The 18,214-nt window shown below is 36.5% G+C and carries 15 protein-coding genes and 2 tRNA genes; 5 read left to right on the top strand and 12 right to left on the bottom strand.

Going from position 1 to position 18,214, the window contains the following annotated elements; genetic code table 11:
- Window positions 1–9: 9 nt before the first annotated feature.
- A complete protein-coding gene (locus tag ACT9TX_RS13215) occupies window positions 10–960 on the bottom strand; it encodes a hypothetical protein (RefSeq protein ID WP_481338845.1) in 951 nt (316 codons plus the stop codon).
- Between the two features lie 323 nt (window positions 961–1,283).
- On the opposite strand from ACT9TX_RS13215, the gene ACT9TX_RS13210 reads away from it, so the two are divergent.
- Together ACT9TX_RS13210 and ACT9TX_RS13205 are read left to right on the top strand one after the other, a co-directional pair.
- On the top strand, window positions 1,284–1,844 hold the full coding sequence (locus tag ACT9TX_RS13210; protein WP_481338843.1) for a helix-turn-helix domain-containing protein: 561 nt from the start codon (window positions 1,284–1,286) through the stop codon (window positions 1,842–1,844).
- 628 nt (window positions 1,845–2,472) lie between these two features.
- Window positions 2,473–3,816 carry an APC family permease gene (locus ACT9TX_RS13205; protein ID WP_481338841.1) on the top strand — a complete coding sequence of 448 codons (1,344 nt, stop codon included), beginning with the start codon at window positions 2,473–2,475 and terminating at the stop codon, window positions 3,814–3,816.
- 42 nt (window positions 3,817–3,858) lie between these two features.
- Here ACT9TX_RS13205 and ACT9TX_RS13200 read toward each other — a convergent pair whose 3' ends face one another.
- The 4 genes from ACT9TX_RS13200 to ACT9TX_RS13185 form a co-directional block, all read right to left on the bottom strand.
- Entirely contained in the window at window positions 3,859–4,521 is a 663-nt protein-coding gene (locus tag ACT9TX_RS13200) for a response regulator (protein WP_481338839.1), read from the bottom strand.
- Between the two features lies 1 nt (window position 4,522).
- Entirely contained in the window at window positions 4,523–5,350 is an 828-nt protein-coding gene (locus ACT9TX_RS13195) for a sensor histidine kinase (RefSeq protein WP_481338837.1), read from the bottom strand.
- Window positions 5,323–5,970 (bottom strand): hypothetical protein, encoded by a 648-nt coding sequence (locus tag ACT9TX_RS13190; protein ID WP_481338835.1) that lies wholly within the window; start codon window positions 5,968–5,970, stop codon window positions 5,323–5,325. The genes ACT9TX_RS13195 and ACT9TX_RS13190 overlap by 28 nt, the downstream gene beginning before the upstream one ends.
- A gap of 80 nt (window positions 5,971–6,050) precedes the next feature.
- Complete coding sequence (locus ACT9TX_RS13185) at window positions 6,051–6,548, bottom strand: hypothetical protein (protein ID WP_481338833.1); 498 nt, start codon at window positions 6,546–6,548, stop codon at window positions 6,051–6,053.
- A 538-nt stretch (window positions 6,549–7,086) separates the two neighbouring features.
- Between ACT9TX_RS13185 and ACT9TX_RS13180 the strand changes: the two genes are divergently transcribed.
- Window positions 7,087–9,138 (top strand): ComEC/Rec2 family competence protein, encoded by a 2,052-nt coding sequence (locus ACT9TX_RS13180; RefSeq protein WP_481338831.1) that lies wholly within the window; start codon window positions 7,087–7,089, stop codon window positions 9,136–9,138.
- Between the two features lie 100 nt (window positions 9,139–9,238).
- Window positions 9,239–9,727, top strand: a complete 489-nt coding sequence (locus ACT9TX_RS13175; protein ID WP_481338829.1) for a hypothetical protein — start codon at window positions 9,239–9,241, stop codon at window positions 9,725–9,727.
- A 220-nt stretch (window positions 9,728–9,947) separates the two neighbouring features.
- Here the strand turns inward: ACT9TX_RS13175 and ACT9TX_RS13170 are convergent, their stop codons facing one another.
- The 4 genes from ACT9TX_RS13170 to ACT9TX_RS13155 form a co-directional block, all read right to left on the bottom strand.
- Window positions 9,948–10,508: a hypothetical protein gene (locus ACT9TX_RS13170; protein ID WP_481338827.1), complete on the bottom strand. Its 561-nt coding sequence runs from the start codon at window positions 10,506–10,508 to the stop codon at window positions 9,948–9,950.
- 263 nt (window positions 10,509–10,771) lie between these two features.
- Complete coding sequence (locus ACT9TX_RS13165) at window positions 10,772–13,006, bottom strand: PspC domain-containing protein (protein WP_481338825.1); 2,235 nt, start codon at window positions 13,004–13,006, stop codon at window positions 10,772–10,774.
- Window positions 13,007–13,026: 20 nt separating this feature from the next.
- A complete protein-coding gene (locus ACT9TX_RS13160) occupies window positions 13,027–13,386 on the bottom strand; it encodes a PadR family transcriptional regulator (RefSeq protein ID WP_481338823.1) in 360 nt (119 codons plus the stop codon).
- A gap of 139 nt (window positions 13,387–13,525) precedes the next feature.
- Window positions 13,526–13,720, bottom strand: a complete 195-nt coding sequence (locus tag ACT9TX_RS13155; protein WP_481338821.1) for a hypothetical protein — start codon at window positions 13,718–13,720, stop codon at window positions 13,526–13,528.
- Window positions 13,721–14,118: 398 nt separating this feature from the next.
- Here ACT9TX_RS13155 and ACT9TX_RS13150 point away from each other — a divergent pair, with 398 nt between their 5' ends.
- On the top strand, window positions 14,119–15,774 hold the full coding sequence (locus ACT9TX_RS13150) for a M20/M25/M40 family metallo-hydrolase (RefSeq protein ID WP_481338819.1): 1,656 nt from the start codon (window positions 14,119–14,121) through the stop codon (window positions 15,772–15,774).
- 528 nt (window positions 15,775–16,302) lie between these two features.
- On the opposite strand, the gene ACT9TX_RS13145 is transcribed toward ACT9TX_RS13150, so the two are convergent.
- The 3 genes from ACT9TX_RS13145 to dnaA all read right to left on the bottom strand — a co-directional run bounded on the left by ACT9TX_RS13145 (window position 16,303) and on the right by dnaA (window position 18,183).
- A tRNA-Pro gene (locus ACT9TX_RS13145) sits at window positions 16,303–16,376 on the bottom strand.
- A gap of 23 nt (window positions 16,377–16,399) precedes the next feature.
- Window positions 16,400–16,488 (bottom strand) — tRNA-Ser (locus ACT9TX_RS13140).
- A 255-nt stretch (window positions 16,489–16,743) separates the two neighbouring features.
- The gene (gene dnaA, locus ACT9TX_RS13135; protein ID WP_481338817.1) at window positions 16,744–18,183 is read right to left on the bottom strand and encodes a chromosomal replication initiator protein DnaA; all 1,440 of its coding nucleotides are present in this window, start codon (window positions 18,181–18,183) and stop codon (window positions 16,744–16,746) included.
- Window positions 18,184–18,214: the final 31 nt, after the last annotated feature.

Genomic DNA, 18,214 nt, shown 5'->3' with positions numbered 1-18,214 from the left:
CAACTACTATTAACTTAAACTTACACTAAAGCTACCTGCCACAGTGGTGCTTGTGTTTTGTACAAAAATGGCGTCGGCATTAGTAGCCAATGTACCCAATGTGGTTTTGGTACTAGTGCCTGCGGCTACTGTAAGCAGTGTACCCACGGCTACGCCTTGTAGGTGGGCTGTAAATACTAATGCAACTGTGCCTTTGTTATGTAATGTGATGGCTTGGGTAGCTGTATAAGGGGCTATTGGTATGGCCTGCTTGGTTTCACCGGCAGCTACAGCACCGCTTACGGTATTGCTACTGCTACCACCTTGGCCATAAGTGTCTAGCACATCTACCGCTTCAAACATATCAAACAGTAGGCGATTGGTTTTGCGGTAGGTATTCATTTTACGGCGAATCTTCTCAAGTGTTTGTTTTATGGCGGCAATATTTCTATCTACTAGCTTACCATAGGCAGCGGCTTCGGCACGCTTTTCTAATGGCGTGGCTATCTTGGCTTTAAAGCTTGTTGACAATGTTTGTAGTTCTGTAATATCTGCTGCTGATACATTGTGTTTAGCAGCCAATGCAGTAGCCACCGCAGGTACGGCTACTTTGTCTAGTATGGTTTCGGCATACTGTGCAAGGCGCATATCTCTAAACCCTTGAATGGTAGAGATAGGAAATTCAATCATGTTTTGCAGCACAAAATCATCGGTATCATCGGCATAGCTTACTAAGCCAGTAGCCACATGAAATGCTGCATCTTCAAGGTTTACACGGTCCTCACTTTTGTCATCGGTGTGGCCGGTATTGTCTTGCGTTGCAAGGGCATCATTGTCAAGCGTGGTAGCAATTTGTGCTTGTAATTGTGGCAAAAGGGTAGTGCCAAGTTCAGGTGTAGCGGCAAGGTCGGCAGCGTGGCTCGTTAAAAAGGTAGCCACTTTTTCAGCCTGTCCTAATTGGTTGGTTTGCTTGTCGTCCATGGTAAAAATTTTTTTTGATTATGCAATTGGTTTGTGATATGAAAGTAAGGCAAGTATTGGATATGGCAAAAAAGTGAGAGGTGTTTTTTTGAAATTTTTTTAATGCCAAATGCGGAACAATGCCATGAACTGAAAATGCGATATACTAAAATGCTAAATTCTGGTAAAGCGAATAAGGTGTACGATTTAATAGAAAACCGTTTAGCAAAGTCGGTAGTTCTTTTGTTTTTAAATGACGCTCTAACTCATTCAAACACTCACTAAAAAACTAAATACCATTACCAATTAATAACCAACTACATTGCACTAACCAATGGTGTAATATGAAGCTATACATTAAATACATGGTTAGTCTTCGCTGTAAAATGATGGTGAAAGAAGAATTGCTAAAATTGGGCCTACCATATGTTGTTATTGAGCTAGGTACAGTAGAAATGCTGCAAGATATTACAGAGGAACAACGTGTACAGCTTGGTATTAATCTACTAAAATCGGGCTTAGAATTACTGAACGATAAACGTGCAATACTAATAGACAAAATTAAAAATGTCATCATCGAGATGATTCATTACTCAGACGAGTTACCAACAACCAATTACTCAGACTATATCAGCCAAAAACTTAACCACGACTATACCTATTTATCTAATATTTTTTCTGAAGTAAAAGGTATCACTATTCAGCAGTTCATCATTATTCATAAAATAGAACGGGTAAAAGAACTATTACTGTATGATGAACTGAACCTTACAGAAATATCGTACAAGCTTAACTACAGCAGCGTGGCACACCTATCTAATCAATTTAAAAAAGTAACAGGCCTATCACCCACTTATTTTAAAAAACTTAAACAAAAAAGAAAAAGTACACTTGAAAGTTTTTAGCCTTAGCCATACTTACATTTACCCTAAAGTACAAATAATTCGTGCAGATTAGTTCCATTTGTGGCAAGAAGAAAACAATGGTAGTTTATAATTCTAATTATAAACAGGCTCTTAGTAATTTATTACAGGTTATAATAGTGCTTTGTATTGTAACATGTGATACTTGTAACAATTTGGGCTTAGCGTGTAATATGTGCCCCAGCATATTGTTAGATATTTGTTAGATACCAAAAGCTAACATCATGACCAACTTTATCATTCTTTTTACTACTGCTTTATTTGTGATTGTTGCTTTGGCTACAGGTTATAAGAAATCAGTACAATAAGCATTTGCCTGTTTGTATATGCAGCTTGCAAAATAGTAGTCTCGCTCATGTATTCATTGCAGTTTTGAGTTTTGTATACTGCATTTTTTGCATTCTCAATTACATCATTACAGTACTCATTCTATTCAATAATCTTTGCGTACAATTCACCTCATTCTAGGTAGCAACCCCCCACCTAACTCCCACTCAAGGCCGTATCAAGCAGTACCGTTAAACATCTTTTTTACCAATTATCGTACATTCTCTCATTAAAATCCCTACTTTCAAAGTTCATCAAACAGCCAGGCGTAGGCAACTGCATTATGAAGCAAAAACTCAACTTGTTTTCTTTTACAATGATAGTAGTAGGTGTGGTAATAGGCATGGGCATATTTCGTACCGCAGCTACCTCTGCCGAATATGCAATTGCACCTTCTGTATACTTTGCAGCTTGGATTATTGGTGGCCTTGTTGCCCTTTGTGGCGCTCTTACCTATGCAGAAATAGGCAGCCGATACCCTGTTACCGGTGGTTATTACAAGGTGTTTTCTTATGCTTACCATCCAAGTATTGCCTTTGGTATCAATTGTATCATACTAATATCTAACGCTGCAAGCTTAAGCGGTGTAGCATTAATTGGTAGCGGCTATATCACCAAACTATTTCCTCAAATTCAATGGACAGATATACACAAAGCCCTCATTAGTTGCGCTGCCATCTTTGTATTTTATGGCATCAACTTAATGGGTTTACGAATGAGTAGTAAGGCGCAAAACATACTTATGCTGATAAAAATGGGCATGATAGTGGTGCTTATCAGCGCCTTATTCTTACCGCAACACTATGCAATACAAACTGAGGCAATAACACAAGTCGCAACCACAGTCACTACTACCAATATGAGTTGGATACAAAGCCTTGGTATAAGCCTTATTGCCGTGTCATTTACTTATGGTGGCTATCAACAAACCATCAACTTTGGTAACGAAGTAGATAAACCTGCATCCAATATTCCTAAAGGTATTTTTATAGGTATCGGTATTATCATAGCGTTGTATTTACTAGTTAATTTTAGTTATTACACCATCATAGGTTTTAACAACATGAAAAACGAGCGTGAAATAGCCTACGTGGTTATTAATAAAGTGTTTGGCGCACGTGGTGCTGATATCTTCTCATTCTTCTTGTTCTTTGGTGTATTGGCCTATGTAAATGCCTTGCTAATGAGTAACCCAAGGGTGATGTATGCCATGAGTACTGAAGGTGTGTTGCCCAAAATATTCTCTAAACAAAGTGGTAAAAACGAAGTATTAACTGCTTCTTTAACCGTATTTGCTGCTATGTGCATCATCATACTTTTCTATGCCCAAACATTTGAGAAGATACTCAATTTTACTATTTTTCTAGATTGTTTTGGTATGATAGCATCTAGTGCTACCATTTTTAAGCTACGAAAAGATACAAAACACTTAGACGGTGCAGGTATTTATAAAATGAAATTATATCCATTGCTACCGCTTATTTTCATGGGTACTTATTTGTTTGTAGGCGTAAGCATAGCTATAAAAGACTGGCAAACTGCTGCTACGGGCATAGCCGTACTAAGTGGTTTTATTGTTATCTACTTTTTATTTATGAACAAACCAAAGGCTAAAGCGGTGCTTTAGCCTTTGGTAAATAATTATAAAAGTGTTATTGAAGTGAATGCTTTAAAACAAATCGTTGCGAATAGCATAAATAGCTAAGCCCATGCGGCTATTTACTTGTAGCTTTTTAAACAGTTTTTCTCTGTAATCATCTACTGTACGTGGGCTTAAGCTCATTTTTTTAGCTATTTCTACGTAGTTAAAATCGGTAGGAATTAAGGCTAAAAATTCTTTTTCTTTATCGGTTAATGCCGATACTGGTACAATTTCAGATAAATCGTGTTGTAGACCTGTAACTAATTTGCTAGAAATGTCTTCGGGCATGTACATATTTTTCTCAGCCATGGTATTAATGGCAATATGCAGTTCTTGTGGCGATACATTTTTAGATAAATAACCTCTTGCGCCATTTTTAAACATTTTTACAATGCTTCGCTCATCTGTAAGCATGGTTAAAGTAAGTATTCGCACCAAAGGAAAATGTTTAGATACATATACAGCGGTTTCAAAGCCATCCATTACGGGCATACTTATATCAAGCAATAGTACATCGGGCAATAAATGTTTTTCTAAAAAATCAATGCAATGACGACCATTATCGGCTTCAAATAATACACTACAATTAGGATAAGAGGCAACTAGTTTAGATAAAGAACTTCGTATCAGTATATGATCGTCAACAAGGGCAACTTTAATATTATTTTTATTGATGGTAGATACTGCCATGCTAATCGTTTATAAGTGTGTCTTCGTTAGGTATGGGAATGGTAATTTTTACGGTAGTGCCTTTTCCAATAGCGCTATCTATATTTATCTTAGCGCCAATCAGGTTAGCTCGGTTTAGCATACTTTTTACACCTACACCACCACTTTTACCTTTTCGCTCTTTTTCTTCTGCTAAGTTAAAGCCTTTACCGTTATCTTGTATTTCTATTTCAAAAGTATGTTCATCGCTACAATACACTTTGATATTTACATGAGTGGCCTGCGCATGTTTTAATATATTTTGCAAGCTCTCTTGCAACATTCTGTACAAGAAAATGGTTGTTTGCCCATCAAAATAGTTGTAGTATAAGTCACTTTCGTAATTCACAGTTAAAAAACCAAGGCGATTGATATTGGCAACTTCTGCCTTAATAGTGGGTATTAAACCTTCTTCTGCAATTCGGTCGGTATGTAATGTGTTAGATAAATGCTGTATATCACTGATGGCTTTATCAATAAAACTGCCCGTTGTGCTTAGTACTTCTTTATCCTCATCAGACGAGCTTGTGTAAGCCATTGTGCTTAACGATCTGCTTACAAATACCAATTGCTGCTTCACATTATCGTGCAATTCTTCGCCTATTAAGCGCATTGTATTTTCTTGAATTTCAATCTGGCTACTTAGTAATTCTTGGTTAAACTCTTCACGTAACCTTGATAATTCTTTTTCTTGTTTATGCTGCCTACGCTGGTATAAAAACAAGGTAGTAATAATAAAACCTACGAATAACAGGGCGATAATACCGCCAATAATAATAATGATTAGGATTTCTTGATTTTTATCGTGCATAAAAACGCAATACTGAACAGTAAATATAGAAAAACATTTAGAATGAGAAGGATGTACTGAATATTATTTGCTAAAATTGCTGGGAAATCTTTCATTAAGTTAACAAAAACAAACATTGGAAATGTTACACTGTAAAAAAGTAATAGTGCTGTACATAGCCAAAAATCTGGCTCTTTTGTAAGAGTTAATGCTTTTGTACTTGAAAATAATTGATAAAAATAAAGAATTGTAAAAAATACAATTAACAAACAGCCTAAAGCGTAACCGATAGAATGAAAATCATCTTTTCCCTGAATAAAAATTATGTCTGCAAATGATAAAACTGGGTAAGCTATTGTTAAAATTACCAGTGAATTTTTAAACCTATTCCCTTTTACGATACTACGCAAAATCCATAAATAAAAGGTAATCTCTATTGTTGTAGATATATTGTAGGTAATTGTGGTAGATAGGTCATTCTTAATAAGCCATCCAGCTAAGCCTTCCACCGCAAGGCTTAAAAACAAAAAAGGAGTAAACCCTTTCAGATATAAAGGGGTTGATTTTTTGAAAAATAAAAGTAAGCTTAACAAAAAGCTTATTGATACAACTACCAAATATATACGCAACTGAAAACCCATGATGATACAAAGTTAAAAGCATCCAACAAACAAAAAGCCCCCTTTAATTTAGGGGGCTTATATCCAAGTCGTTCGTAAGACTAGATTATTAACATACCTGCATCACCTCTGTCTATTATTGAGATACCGATTTCTTCAGAATCATCAGTCAAACCTTTTTTGCCACAGTATGGTGGGCATAGTTGTGCTGCATTATATCCAAGAATATTACTACCATTTTTACCATTTTTACCATTTACATACACATCTTTATTTACAGTAGTACCGTAAGCCCCTTCTTTTTGCTTAGTTGCTACCATAGCTAGTGTTTGTAACCCTGCATATTCTGGCTTTTCAGCGTAATCTTTTGCGTAAGCACCAAAATAAAATTTCACACCATCAGCACCATGTGTTTTAGCAGTTTCTAAAAAATTTTCTAATTCCTCAATGCTCCACCACGCACTTAAACTATCTTCTTTGCCTAGGCGCTCACTATTTTGGATCCATCTCTCTTGCTTATAATTTCTAATAACATTGTCTACATGTTCAGTTGATACGAATTTGCCAACCTTTAGGGATTTTTTTTCAATTGTTAACATAGTTTTTGTATTTTTTTGGTGTATAATTTTTTATTATGCTGTAAACTTGTTACAATTTTTATCATATTCATTTGCTTCGCAAATGAAAAAAGTGTTGATAATCAATAACATTTATTTATATTTGATATGATTTTCAAAATACAAGGATATTTATACGGTAAAAAATACCGTATAAACGCGCAAAAAATACCGTAGATATACGGTACAAAAACTGCGTAAAACCCGCAGCAAAAACTGCACATTTTCACGCAAAAAATACCGTAAAAGAAAAAAACCATTTTTTTTTGAAGTCTTGTGAGGATAGAACATATTTGTACTCGTTCGTAAGCATCGTTTTTAAAATCCAATATCCCCGAGATCGCTTACTCTATTTGAAAAACCCCTTTAGGCTAAAACCAAAGGGGTTTTTGTTTAATGTAATAGTTGTAACTTGCAGCTACACAAGTTTGTTAAACGTAGGTACACAGCCGTTATTGTTTAACGTTATATCGCAACAAATATGATAACACATGGTACATCCTTAGTAAAAAGGATACCGATGCTTAAGCTGCTATTACCTTTTATTGCTGGAGTTTTTCTTAGGCATTTTACAGTCTCATCTTTATTAGTCATTTTAAGTATTATTGGTAGTGCTATTCTGCTTTTTGTAGTTTTTGCAATGCTGCCAATGCATTTTAAATATGCATTACAATGGCTAAAAACTGTTGCTATTAATGCCTTATTTATAGGCGTGGGTGCTTTAACCACTTATTGCTACGATGGTAGTACGGCTACTAATAACGTGGTAAAGCTTTATCAGCAACAGCCCATTATTGTTACTATTCAAGCACCGCTGGTAAATAAGTCAAAATCGTATAAGGCATTAGTAAGTATTAATGCCGTGTATCGCAATAAAAGTTGGCAGCCTGTAAGTGGCAATGCCTTATTGTATTTTAAAAAAGATAGTACTGCGCTTGCTTTAAAATACGGTAGCCAAATAGTAATTACCAAGGCACTATCGCCTATCAATAATTTGGGTAATCCTGGCGGTTTTAACTATCAAGCCTATTGCAATTTTCAGCATATTTATTACCAAGCATTTATTAGCGATAGGCAATACCAAGTATTAGCAACTACCAATGTAAAATGGCTTTCGCAATGGCTTTTTAGCATTAGAAATAGTGTGCTAGCAACACTTAAAACCTATATTCATACGGCTAATGAATTGGCGGTTGCAGAGGCTTTATTAATAGGCTATAGAGACGATTTGGATAGAGATTTGGTACAATCGTACAGCAATACTGGTGTGGTGCATATTATAGCCATTAGTGGCTTGCATTTGGGTATGATTTACGGCATGCTCAATCTGTTTTTTGGTTGGTTTAAGCAATACCACGCTACAAGAATTATTAAACCCATTGCCATTATTTTAGTGCTTTGGCTATTTACATTAATTGCTGGTGCTGCACCTTCTATTTTGCGTAGCGCAATTATGTTTACCTGCATTGTACTTGGCGATGCTATGGGTAAGCGTAGTAATATTTACAACACTTTGGCGCTATCAGCTTTTGTTATTTTAGTCATTAATCCTTATAGCCTTTGGGATGTTGGTTTTCAACTAAGTTATAGTGCTGTACTAAGCATTATTATATTTTACAAATACATTTTGCAATGGCTATATTTTAAAAACAAATTATTGAAATGGTTTTGGGCTTTAAATGCCGTTACACTATCAGCACAAATACTTACCATACCAATTATTGTGTATCATTTTCACCAACTGCCTACACTATTTTTTATTACTAATTTGGTAGCTGTGCCAGTTTCTGGGTTAATATTATATGCAGAACTGGCATTGCTATTAACTACTTGGTTTGCGCCTATGGCAAAATGTATTGCTTGGCTTACTGAACATCTATTAGCGTGGATGAACGATTTTATTGTGCGTGTAGATACATTGCCTTTTTCCGTGTGGAACGGCTTGCAAATACACTTGCCACAAGTAGTCCTGTTGTATGCAAGTATTATAGCAGCAGCGGTTTGGCTACTACAGCATTCATCAAAAGCCTTATTAGCTTGCTTGTGTTTTACTTCTGTATTTTTTGGTTGGCGCTATTGGGATTTTATGGGTAAACTTCAGCAACACAAACTAGTAGTGTACAACGTACCACAGCACACCGCTATAGATGTAATTGATGGGCGTAATTATCAATTTATAGGCGATACTGCCTTGCAGCAAGATGGTTTTTTACGCAACTTTCATTTGCAACCATCAAGAACATTGCACCGCATTTCAGAAGCCCATAGCTTAAGTGCAACTAGTACTATAAACAACATTATCACTGCCAATGGCAAAACAATTATCATTATAGATAAACCCTTGCCTAAGCATTTGTACGTGCCCCAAAAAATTACCGCTGATGTGGTGATATTATCACACAATCCTAAAATGTATTTCTCTAAACTAGCGCAGCTATTTAACTGCAAGCAATATGTATTTGATGCCAGCAACCCTGCTTGGAAAATAAAATACTGGAAAAAAGATGCCGATAGCTTGGGTTTACAATATCATGTGGTAGCAGAGAGAGGGGCTTTTGAAATGGATTTGTAACGAGTAAAACCTGCGAAATTTCGCAGGTTTTTATTTGAAAACTGTGTTTTATTTTAGCATTGTAAATTAGCATTACATTAAAATCAAAAAACAAAAAATCATGGCTATTCCAAACAGAATTTCAACAGTAATTCCTGCAACTGTAATAGACGAAGCGGTTGCGAAAATTAAAGAAGTGCAGACACTGATAGCGCCTTATATGGTAAATACACTAACTAGTGAAGATGTGGCGGGGCTTGCCAAGCTTGGGCAAAAGAGCGAACCTTATGTAACAAAGGGCTTAGAATATGCTAAAAGTAATGGTGGTTTTGTACCTACTTGGGTAAATATTGCAGAAGCAGATAAAGATTTTACTTACTTTAATGTACTGCGCCCTTTAGATACATTACTAGCACAGGTGGCGGCGCAAGTAGCCGATTATAGAATAGAAGCAGGCGCCGAAGCACTAGATGCTATTAATGATTTTTACAAAAGTGTGCAGCAAGCCCACAATAGTGGCGTGGCAGCTGCAACACCTATTTATGACGATTTAAAGGAACGTTATATTAGACTTGGCAAAAAAGCTAACAATACCGATAGTGCCAAATAATTAGATAATTTTCAAAAAAACTGGTATTACTTTATACAAAAGAGAAGAGAACCACTGATATCAGTGGTTCTCTTCTCTTTTTAGCCGTTATCCAATGTTTTTTAGCCGTTCATGCCTATTTTTTAGTGGTTGTTGCATAATGAAAGGAACGTGCCACTGTTTTTTAGTCATTAACCATGTATTTTCATTCGATAAAGGGTGATTTTCACTCGTTTTGCGCTTAATTCACCTCTTTTGCCTCCTTAGTTAATTTCTTGGCTTCTTTCTCTTTTTTAGCGGCACGCTTTTCTAGTTTTTCTTTTTCTCTAGTTGCTTTGTCGGCTTCTTTGTTCAAGTCATCAATTGTGCGCTGTTTTACAAAATCTTTTACAATAGCATCAAAACTTTGTAAGTAAGCTGGTAGCAATACAAAAATTTCTCTGTGCGATGAATCGCCTGCAAATACATCGCTTGTAGGTTTTACAGCCATTACTACATCGCTAAGGTTATTTTTGTCTTTACCAAGTTGGTCTACCTTAATGTACACATCTAGCTTTTCAGTAGACAATTGCGGTATTGATACATTTTTGGCTACATACAAACCACTCGATTTTTTTAAGTTACTGCCAAGTTTCTCAAAATAATTGTCTAGGGCATCTTTAATATCATCTTTATTGCCTTGAATTTGTGTGGCTACTGCTGGCTTTTCAGCATTGTCTACTATTAATCTTGCTTGTGCAAATGCGGTGTTGGTAGTTGCTAATAAAAATAGCGTTACTACGCCTACTAAAATCTGTTTCATAAATCACTGTTTACACAAGTACTCTTAAAAATCATGCCAGTAAATGTGTGCAATCATTTTATTATGTACGTAAGCTATACAATTTAGTAGGGTATTAAAAAGGGAAGGCCTCGGTTGTAAGACTACATCCAAGGCCATGAGACTTCCCCACTTTAACCGTCTTTATATCTATGATTAATAATGATTTTAATGAATGAAATGATTGCTTGTAACAGTATTCTCAGCGTAATCATTTAAATCATTCCAATCATCATTTACTTTTTTTAACCCGCAATTCTAAAGCTGTTTAGCATAGATGGACGCATGTTATCATCGCTAATCATTGCTTCTTCATTAACTTCAGTAGCTATTGCATTTGGTTTAGCTAATGATGCAGTTTTTTGGTAGCGATAACCTTTAGTGCTATCTATTGTTTTTTCTAGTTTACGTTTATCGTCTTCTATCTTTTTCAATTTGTCCTGCACATCTTTATCTAGCTGTCTTCTTTGCTCATCTATTTCACGTTGCTTCTCGTCTAGTTCACGTTTTAGCTCTTCTGGGCTTTTATCATCGTCGTCATCCTCATCACTATTATAAGTGTATTTACCACTGCTTAAGCGTTTTAAACCCTTATCGGTCATAATGTACTCTACACCTGTTTCCCAGTAAAAATCTTCTTCCCCGTAAAAATCTCTGGTCCAGTTATCATCGTTATTAAAGCCTACATGAACATCGTGCATCCAACCAATCTTATCATCAATTAATATTCTTTTACCTACAGGTACAGCAATAGTAATTAATACACGTTGGTTTCTAAACTTATCTGTATTGTTTATTGGTATGCCTTTGTATAATGATAGTATGCTGTCTTTCTGCTCTATGCTATAGGTAATTTTTTCTGCCAATTCATTGGCTTGGCTTTTACTTCTACCTTGGCTTAAGCGTGTTACTGTTACTTGAAAACTATCAGTAGTTGAACGAATTAATTTGATGCGAGTGTTTGGCACATAAGCAGTGTCATCTACTATGCCATTAAATGGTTCAATTTCTAACCAATGTTTGCGGTTTTTGTAGTATTTGCTATAACCACTCAAACTCACTTCTAGCTTATCTACTTTGGCGTTAAATAGTTTTACTACTTCTTCATTAGCTGTACTTGTGTATTTAAAATCTCTACTAATAGATGCTAATAAAGAGATAAAACAAACCCAACCTAATACGTTTAAAGCGATGAACGTACCACGTAGTAAAGCACTGTTACGTTTTGCTTTTATCAGCTTTCTTATTATCCAAGTAATAATACCTATTACAGGTACCCAAATGAACAATAGTAAAGTACCCCAAGCAAATACATCTTGCCAGCCATCATGAATAATAAAGCTTTTTAAAGGCAATAAACCAAAGCAAGCTACACCTATACCAAACAAGGTTGCTACAATGCTAAACAATACGCAACCCAAAATGAAGTAAGCAAATATTTTAGCGATTAGGGCTATAAAACCACCCAAGCCTCTACTACTTCTACGTGCTGCATAAGCCGCTTCGTTGCCAAATTGTTGCGCCTTTGGGCCAAACTCTTTACCTATTTCTTCAGCTCTTTCTTTAATTTCCTCACCAAATTTTTTGGCACGACCACCAAAGCCTTCCATATCTGTTTGTATGGTTTGTTTAATGCTGTTTAAGTCTACTGGCTGCCCTTTCATTTCTAGCTTATCAGCAGCAGTTACAGCTTCAGGTAATATTAACCAAAGTATTATGTAAATGATAGTTGCGCCAGGGCTAAAAGTGAAGCGTACAAAGTCAGGAAAACCAAAGAAGCCCCAATGACCCCATCTTGCTACAAAAGATAAGAATGGCAATAAAAATATCAATCTTACTATCCAAGCTTTTACCCCAAAATAATGCCCCAAACCACTACACACACCAGCTAATATTTTATCGTCCATATCTCTAAACAAGCGCTTACGTGTACTACCTATTACTTGTGTAGCGCTACTTGGTACAGCTATCCATACTACTAGGTAGGGAATTAACAATACACCAAAAAATATAACAGCTAGTATACGTATAATGATACGATCTATACCAAAATAATTGGCAATACCGCTACATACACCACCAAATACTTTATGGTTTTCGTCTCTGTACAACTTGCGTGGTTCGCCGTTGTTAAAGCTTTGTTGGTTGGTAGTTTGCTGATAGCTTTGTTCTTGTTTCTTTTGCTCACCACCAAGCTGACTTTTTACGTTTTCTTCCTCGCTTTCAAAATCTTCAGGGCGGCCCATGCTAGCAATAATGTTGTTTACATCAACATCTGTAATGCAAGTGCTACCTTTTTTAAGCGTTTCGGCAAATAATTCAGCAATTCTGCTTTCTATATCGTTTATAATCTCTTCTTTACCTTCTTCATTGGCAAAAAAGCGTCTTAAAGCTTCTACATATTGTTTTAAAATATCGTAAGCTGTTTCTTCAATAGGAACTACCCTACCTTGAAAATTTATATTGATTACCTTTTTCATGATTGTGCGTGGTTAGTTGGTTAAAGTTGTTGGTTGTTATCTTCAGCAGGTGTAGCAGGCTGTGTCAGTAATTGCACCGCATCTGCTAGTTCCTTCCAAGTTTTTTCTAGTTCTGCATAAAAGGCCAATCCTTTTTCTGTCATTACAAAGTACTTACGTGGCGGGCCGCTATTACTTTCTACCCAGCGGTAAGTTAAGTATTCAGCATTTTTAAGCCTTGTAAGCAATGGGTAAAGTGTACCCTCGAAAATGTTCAGGTTGGCAGCTTTCATTTTATCTACAATGTCACTTGGGTAAACCTCACCCTGGCGAATCACTGATAAAATGCAAAACTCCAGAACGCCTTTTCGCATTTGACTTTGAGTGTTTTGGATATCCATTTTTTGGAGTTTTATTGGTTGTGGTAGAGACGCATCGCGATGCGTCTCTACCGATTAATTATTATGATGGTGATTTACCGTTACAGCGAAAAGAATCCGTTTTATCGATTCAAATCCCTGTCATCTGTGTTGCCATCAATTATCTTACAGAGATACCAGGAAATCTACCACAAGTTCTTGATTTTTGAATGCGATGCAAATTCCAAAAGTCAATAGCTTTTAAAGTGCTTTTGTTGCTATCTACATTAGTAGCAAGTGTTTCTTTTACTTCAGCAGTTAAATTATTTAATTCGTTTGCATTTAACTGAGTTAAGAAGTTTGTTTGCGTTTTCATAACTATTATTTTTAAAGTCTTTTAATTAATGTTTCTCGTTGAGACGCATTGCAATGCGTCTTTACATTGACAACACAAAGATGTGACTTATTTGGTACTATGCAAAACAAAGTACCAGTTATTTTTTAGTAATGTGCTTTAGCATAGAACTATATTTATTGATTATCAACACTTTAGCTTCGAAAAAAAATTTTAAAAAAATTTTGAGATTTTTTCTAAAATCTTCAAAACGTCACTCATAGTAAACTATTTTTAAATTCAAATGGACACTAAAAAAGGTATTTTACAGAAAAAAATATCGCTACAAAGCCCTTTTGTAGCGATTAGTATAAATAATTACCAAATAATTAAGCCATACATCATGTTGCTATTATTACTTTGCAGCACAATCAAACTATATGAAGCACATTGTTATTGTTGTCTGCCTTTTGCCAATGCTTGCTAGCGCACAAAGCAAAAAGAAGCAATTAAAAATGGCTATTGCTGCTGAGCAAAAAGCCAACGAAACTTTAATTAGCAACCTACAAGCGCATGTTCAATATTTAGCTGACGATAAACTAGAAGGCCGCAGAACAGGTACGGAAGGCGAAAAATTAGCGATGCAATACATTATCAATCAATATCAACAGGCGGGTTTAGAGCCAAAAGGCACAAATGGCTACATACAAGAATTTACCATTAACGAAGGCAGGCAAATAGATGCTACTACCAAATTGGTGGTTAATAATAAAAGCCTCACTGTTCTAAAAGATTTCTTTCCTTTAAGCTACAGCGCTATTACTAGCATTAAAGGTTCTGCTGCTTTATCACTTAACGAGGCCGGTAATCCTTGGTTTAGAGATGTAAAAGAATGGCTAGAAGACAATGCAGGCAATCCTCATTACGATATAGACGAAGCCATTAAAAAAGATGCCAACAAAGCCGCTGCAAAAGGCGCTACAGCCTTATTTATTTATAACAGTTCATCTGCTGTAGATAATATTCAGTTTAATAAAAACGATAAATCTGCCGCTGCCAAAATTCCTGTTATTTATATTACCAAAGATGGTTTGGCCAAAGCTTTTGCAGATCATTCAGCAACTCAAAGTATTGCTGCTACCGTAAGCATGAGCGAGAAAATACGAACTGCACACAACGTAGCTGCTTTTATAAACAACAATGCTACTACCACCGTTATTCTTGGTGCGCATTACGACCATCTTGGTTATAATGAAGATAAAAATGCCTTAGATACTGGTCACGTTATTCATAATGGTGCAGATGATAATGCAAGTGGTACAGCCGCTTTAATAGAGCTAGCTAAGCAATTGCACCAATCATCACCTAAAAACAATAACTACTTAATTCTGCATTTTAGTGGCGAAGAATTAGGCTTATTTGGCAGCAAGTATTGGCTAGAACATCCCACCACCAATATCACTGCCAACTATATGATTAATATGGATATGGTAGGCCGTTACGATACTGCTCACAAGCTTACCGTTGGTGGTTATGGCACTTCACCTGTATGGGGCAATGTTTTTGAAACCACTACCAATAAAACTTTGGTACTTAAATTCGATAGCACTGGTAGCGGCCCTAGCGATCATGCAAGTTTTTACCGTGCAAATATGCCTGTGTTATTCTTCTTCACAGGTAGCCATCCAGACTATCACAAAGCCACCGATGATTGGGACAAAATTAACTACGATGGTGAGCGTCAAATAGTGCAATACATATATCGCTTAATACAAACCACCGATGCTAAAGGCAAGCTAACATTTACCAAAACCACCGAGCCACAAATGGGTCGTGCAAGCTTTAGCGTAAGCCTTGGTGTAATACCAGATTATGGCTACAGTGGCACAGGTGTTCGCATAGATGGCGTAAGCCCAGGCAAGCTAGCCGAGCGCATTGGCCTGCAAGCAGGCGATGTGTTGTTGCAACTAGGCGACTACAAATTTGTAGATGTAAATAGCTACATGCAAACGCTTAGTAAGTTTAAAAAAGGCAATGCCACCAAGCTTACTATTAAACGTAAAGACGAAGAAAAAACCTACGACATTGTGTTTTAAATAATTGATGTAACAGGCGTTCGGTATTTCTACTTAACGCCTGTTGTGAATTTATACTGAGTTTGAGAAGTACCTCACTGCATCGGTTATAACTTTATTGGGCTTAAAGCGAGTATAACCACTAGGGTTACCACCTCGCAAACTATGGTGAGTGCATTGCGGCATGAGGTTGCAACTGCTCGCCCTATGGAAGCTTCTTTTCACCCTATGGAAGCAATGGTTCGCAACAAGGAAGCTCCTTTTCGCCCTACGGAAGCCATTGCTCGTTGGCGAGCAATGGCTTCCGTAGGGTGCTTTGGGTTTCTTACACTCGTAAGGCGTATTTAACGCATCTTGTTGAGTTCTTACAGCAAAGCCATCTTTTTAGAAAAGATTCAGATGCTAGGCAAAAATGATTTATAGATTTTAAGTGAATCACAACTTTAATAAAAAGTAGTAGGGGAAACTTCAGCCAATTTTAGCACCCACACCTCTTTATTAAATTACTCCATAAAAAAAGTCGTCTAATTATTAGACGACTTTTAGATGTCGGGAAGACAGGATTCGAACCTGCGACCCCCTGGTCCCAAACCAGGTGCGCTACCGGCCTGCGCTACTTCCCGATTGTGGTTTTGCTAAACCTCAGCGGTGAGGAAGGGATTCGAACCCTTGGTACAGTTTAACCCGTACGGCAGTTTAGCAAACTACTGATTTCAGCCACTCATCCACCTCACCTCCTTTCTCTCATTCGTATGAAAGGGCTGCAAATATAGAGAGCTGATTTTTAAATGCCAAAACAAAATTTGAGTTTTTGGAAAATATATTTTCCATACACAATCTTCTTAAGAAAAACCACAAACTAACTCGTTAAAGCGATTGTTTTGACATTTGCGGCCTGAATGGTCGACTGGCTATGGTTTTTTGGTAATGCAATAAAAAAGCTCAAAATCCTAGACTGATTTTGAGCTTTTCTAAACAACTATTTAAATATTACATTGCTGCAAGTTGTACTTTTTGTGTTAGTTCCATTACATTTTCGCGGAAAATAGAATCAGTATCCATCAAATCTTTTACAGTTTGACAAGAGTGAATGACTGTAGTATGATCTCTACCACCAAAATGCTCACCAATGGTTTTAAGTGAGTTTTTGGTAAAAGCTTTGGCCAAGTACATCGTTATTTGACGAGCTTGTACTATTTCACGTTTACGTGTTTTTTGTAGCAATTTATCATAGCTAACTGCAAAGTATTCGCACACCATCTTTTGGATGGCATCAATGGTAATTTCTTTACTGCTCGTTTTAACAAAATTGCGCAATACTTTTTTCGCCAATTCAAGGTCTATTTCTTTTCTATTAAGCGATGATTGTGCTAATAGTGAAATTAAAGCGCCTTCAAGTTCACGTACATTGGTGTTAATATTATAAGCAACATATTTTACCACTTCCTTGCTCATGTCAAGGCCATCATTCTTCATTTTGCGCTCTAATATCTCTATCCTTGTTTCGTAGTCAGGCAATTGAATGTCTGCACTTAAACCCCAGCGAAAACGGCTTAATAAGCGCTCTTGTAGGCCATCCAAATCTTTTGGTGCCTTGTCGCTTGTTAGTACCAATTGTTTGCCGCTTTGGTGCAAGTGATTGAAGATAGCAAAGAATGCATCTTGGCTTTTTTCAGCACGAGCAAAAAATTGTACATCATCAATAATCAATACATCTATCAACTGATAAAAGTGGATAAAATCGTTGATAGCATTGTTACGGCTGTGGTCTTGAAATTGATTGATAAATTTCTCGCTGCTCACGTACAATACCACCTTGTTAGGATGTAATCTTTTAACCTCGTTACCTATTGCTTGACCAAGGTGTGTTTTACCTAAACCTACACCACCATAAATTACAAGTGGGTTAAATGAATTAGCACCTGGTTTCTCTGCTACGGTTTTGCCCGCACGTCTTGCCACACGGTTGCTATCGCCTTCTACATAACTATCAAATGTGTAATTATGGTTCAATTGCGGGTCTATTTGCATTTTCTTTAAACCAGGTATTACAAATGGATTTTTTACTGGATTGTCTATTACCAATGGAAAATTCATTTCGTTGTGGCTAAACGTTTTTTGGTTGCTTGCAGGTATATCCATGCTACCATTACGGCCATTGCCACTATCTACCATAATGCGGTATTCTAAGCGAGCATCCTTGCCTAATTCACGTTTTAAAGTTTTAGCCAAAAGGTTTACATAATGCTCTTCAAGGTACTCATAAAAAAACTGACTTGGTACTTGAATCATCAATACATTACCTTTTATCTCTACAGGTGTTATTGGTTCAAACCACGTTTTAAAGTGCTGCCATTCCACAATGTCTTTGATAATCTTCAAGCAATTGCTCCATACACTTTCTGCGGTTTTCGCAACAATGTTCGCCATGTTAGTTAATCAATTTATATAGTTAGTTAAG

Source organism: Parasediminibacterium sp. HNIBRBA5674 (genome assembly GCF_056745525.1).
Note: the sequence above shows the minus strand (reverse complement) of the source record. Positions and strands in the feature narration are given on the sequence as shown.

Bases quoted from the DNA above. Each gene is read 5' to 3' on its own strand.
- ACT9TX_RS13185 (WP_481338833.1), bottom strand. From the start codon at position 6,548: ATGTTAACAATTGAAAAAAAATCCCTAAAGGTTGGCAAATTCGTATCA.
- ACT9TX_RS13195 (WP_481338837.1), bottom strand. From the start codon at position 5,350: ATGCACGATAAAAATCAAGAAATCCTAATCATTATTATTATTGGCGGT.
- ACT9TX_RS13210 (WP_481338843.1), top strand. From the start codon at position 1,284: ATGAAGCTATACATTAAATACATGGTTAGTCTTCGCTGTAAAATGATG.
- ACT9TX_RS13175 (WP_481338829.1), top strand. From the start codon at position 9,239: ATGGCTATTCCAAACAGAATTTCAACAGTAATTCCTGCAACTGTAATA.
- ACT9TX_RS13165 (WP_481338825.1), bottom strand. From the start codon at position 13,006: ATGAAAAAGGTAATCAATATAAATTTTCAAGGTAGGGTAGTTCCTATT.
- ACT9TX_RS13160 (WP_481338823.1), bottom strand. From the start codon at position 13,386: ATGGATATCCAAAACACTCAAAGTCAAATGCGAAAAGGCGTTCTGGAG.
- ACT9TX_RS13155 (WP_481338821.1), bottom strand. From the start codon at position 13,720: ATGAAAACGCAAACAAACTTCTTAACTCAGTTAAATGCAAACGAATTA.
- ACT9TX_RS13170 (WP_481338827.1), bottom strand. From the start codon at position 10,508: ATGAAACAGATTTTAGTAGGCGTAGTAACGCTATTTTTATTAGCAACT.
- ACT9TX_RS13190 (WP_481338835.1), bottom strand. From the start codon at position 5,970: ATGGGTTTTCAGTTGCGTATATATTTGGTAGTTGTATCAATAAGCTTT.
- ACT9TX_RS13205 (WP_481338841.1), top strand. From the start codon at position 2,473: ATGAAGCAAAAACTCAACTTGTTTTCTTTTACAATGATAGTAGTAGGT.
- ACT9TX_RS13215 (WP_481338845.1), bottom strand. From the start codon at position 960: ATGGACGACAAGCAAACCAACCAATTAGGACAGGCTGAAAAAGTGGCT.
- ACT9TX_RS13180 (WP_481338831.1), top strand. From the start codon at position 7,087: ATGCTTAAGCTGCTATTACCTTTTATTGCTGGAGTTTTTCTTAGGCAT.
- dnaA (WP_481338817.1), bottom strand. From the start codon at position 18,183: ATGGCGAACATTGTTGCGAAAACCGCAGAAAGTGTATGGAGCAATTGC.
- ACT9TX_RS13150 (WP_481338819.1), top strand. From the start codon at position 14,119: ATGAAGCACATTGTTATTGTTGTCTGCCTTTTGCCAATGCTTGCTAGC.
- ACT9TX_RS13200 (WP_481338839.1), bottom strand. From the start codon at position 4,521: ATGGCAGTATCTACCATCAATAAAAATAATATTAAAGTTGCCCTTGTT.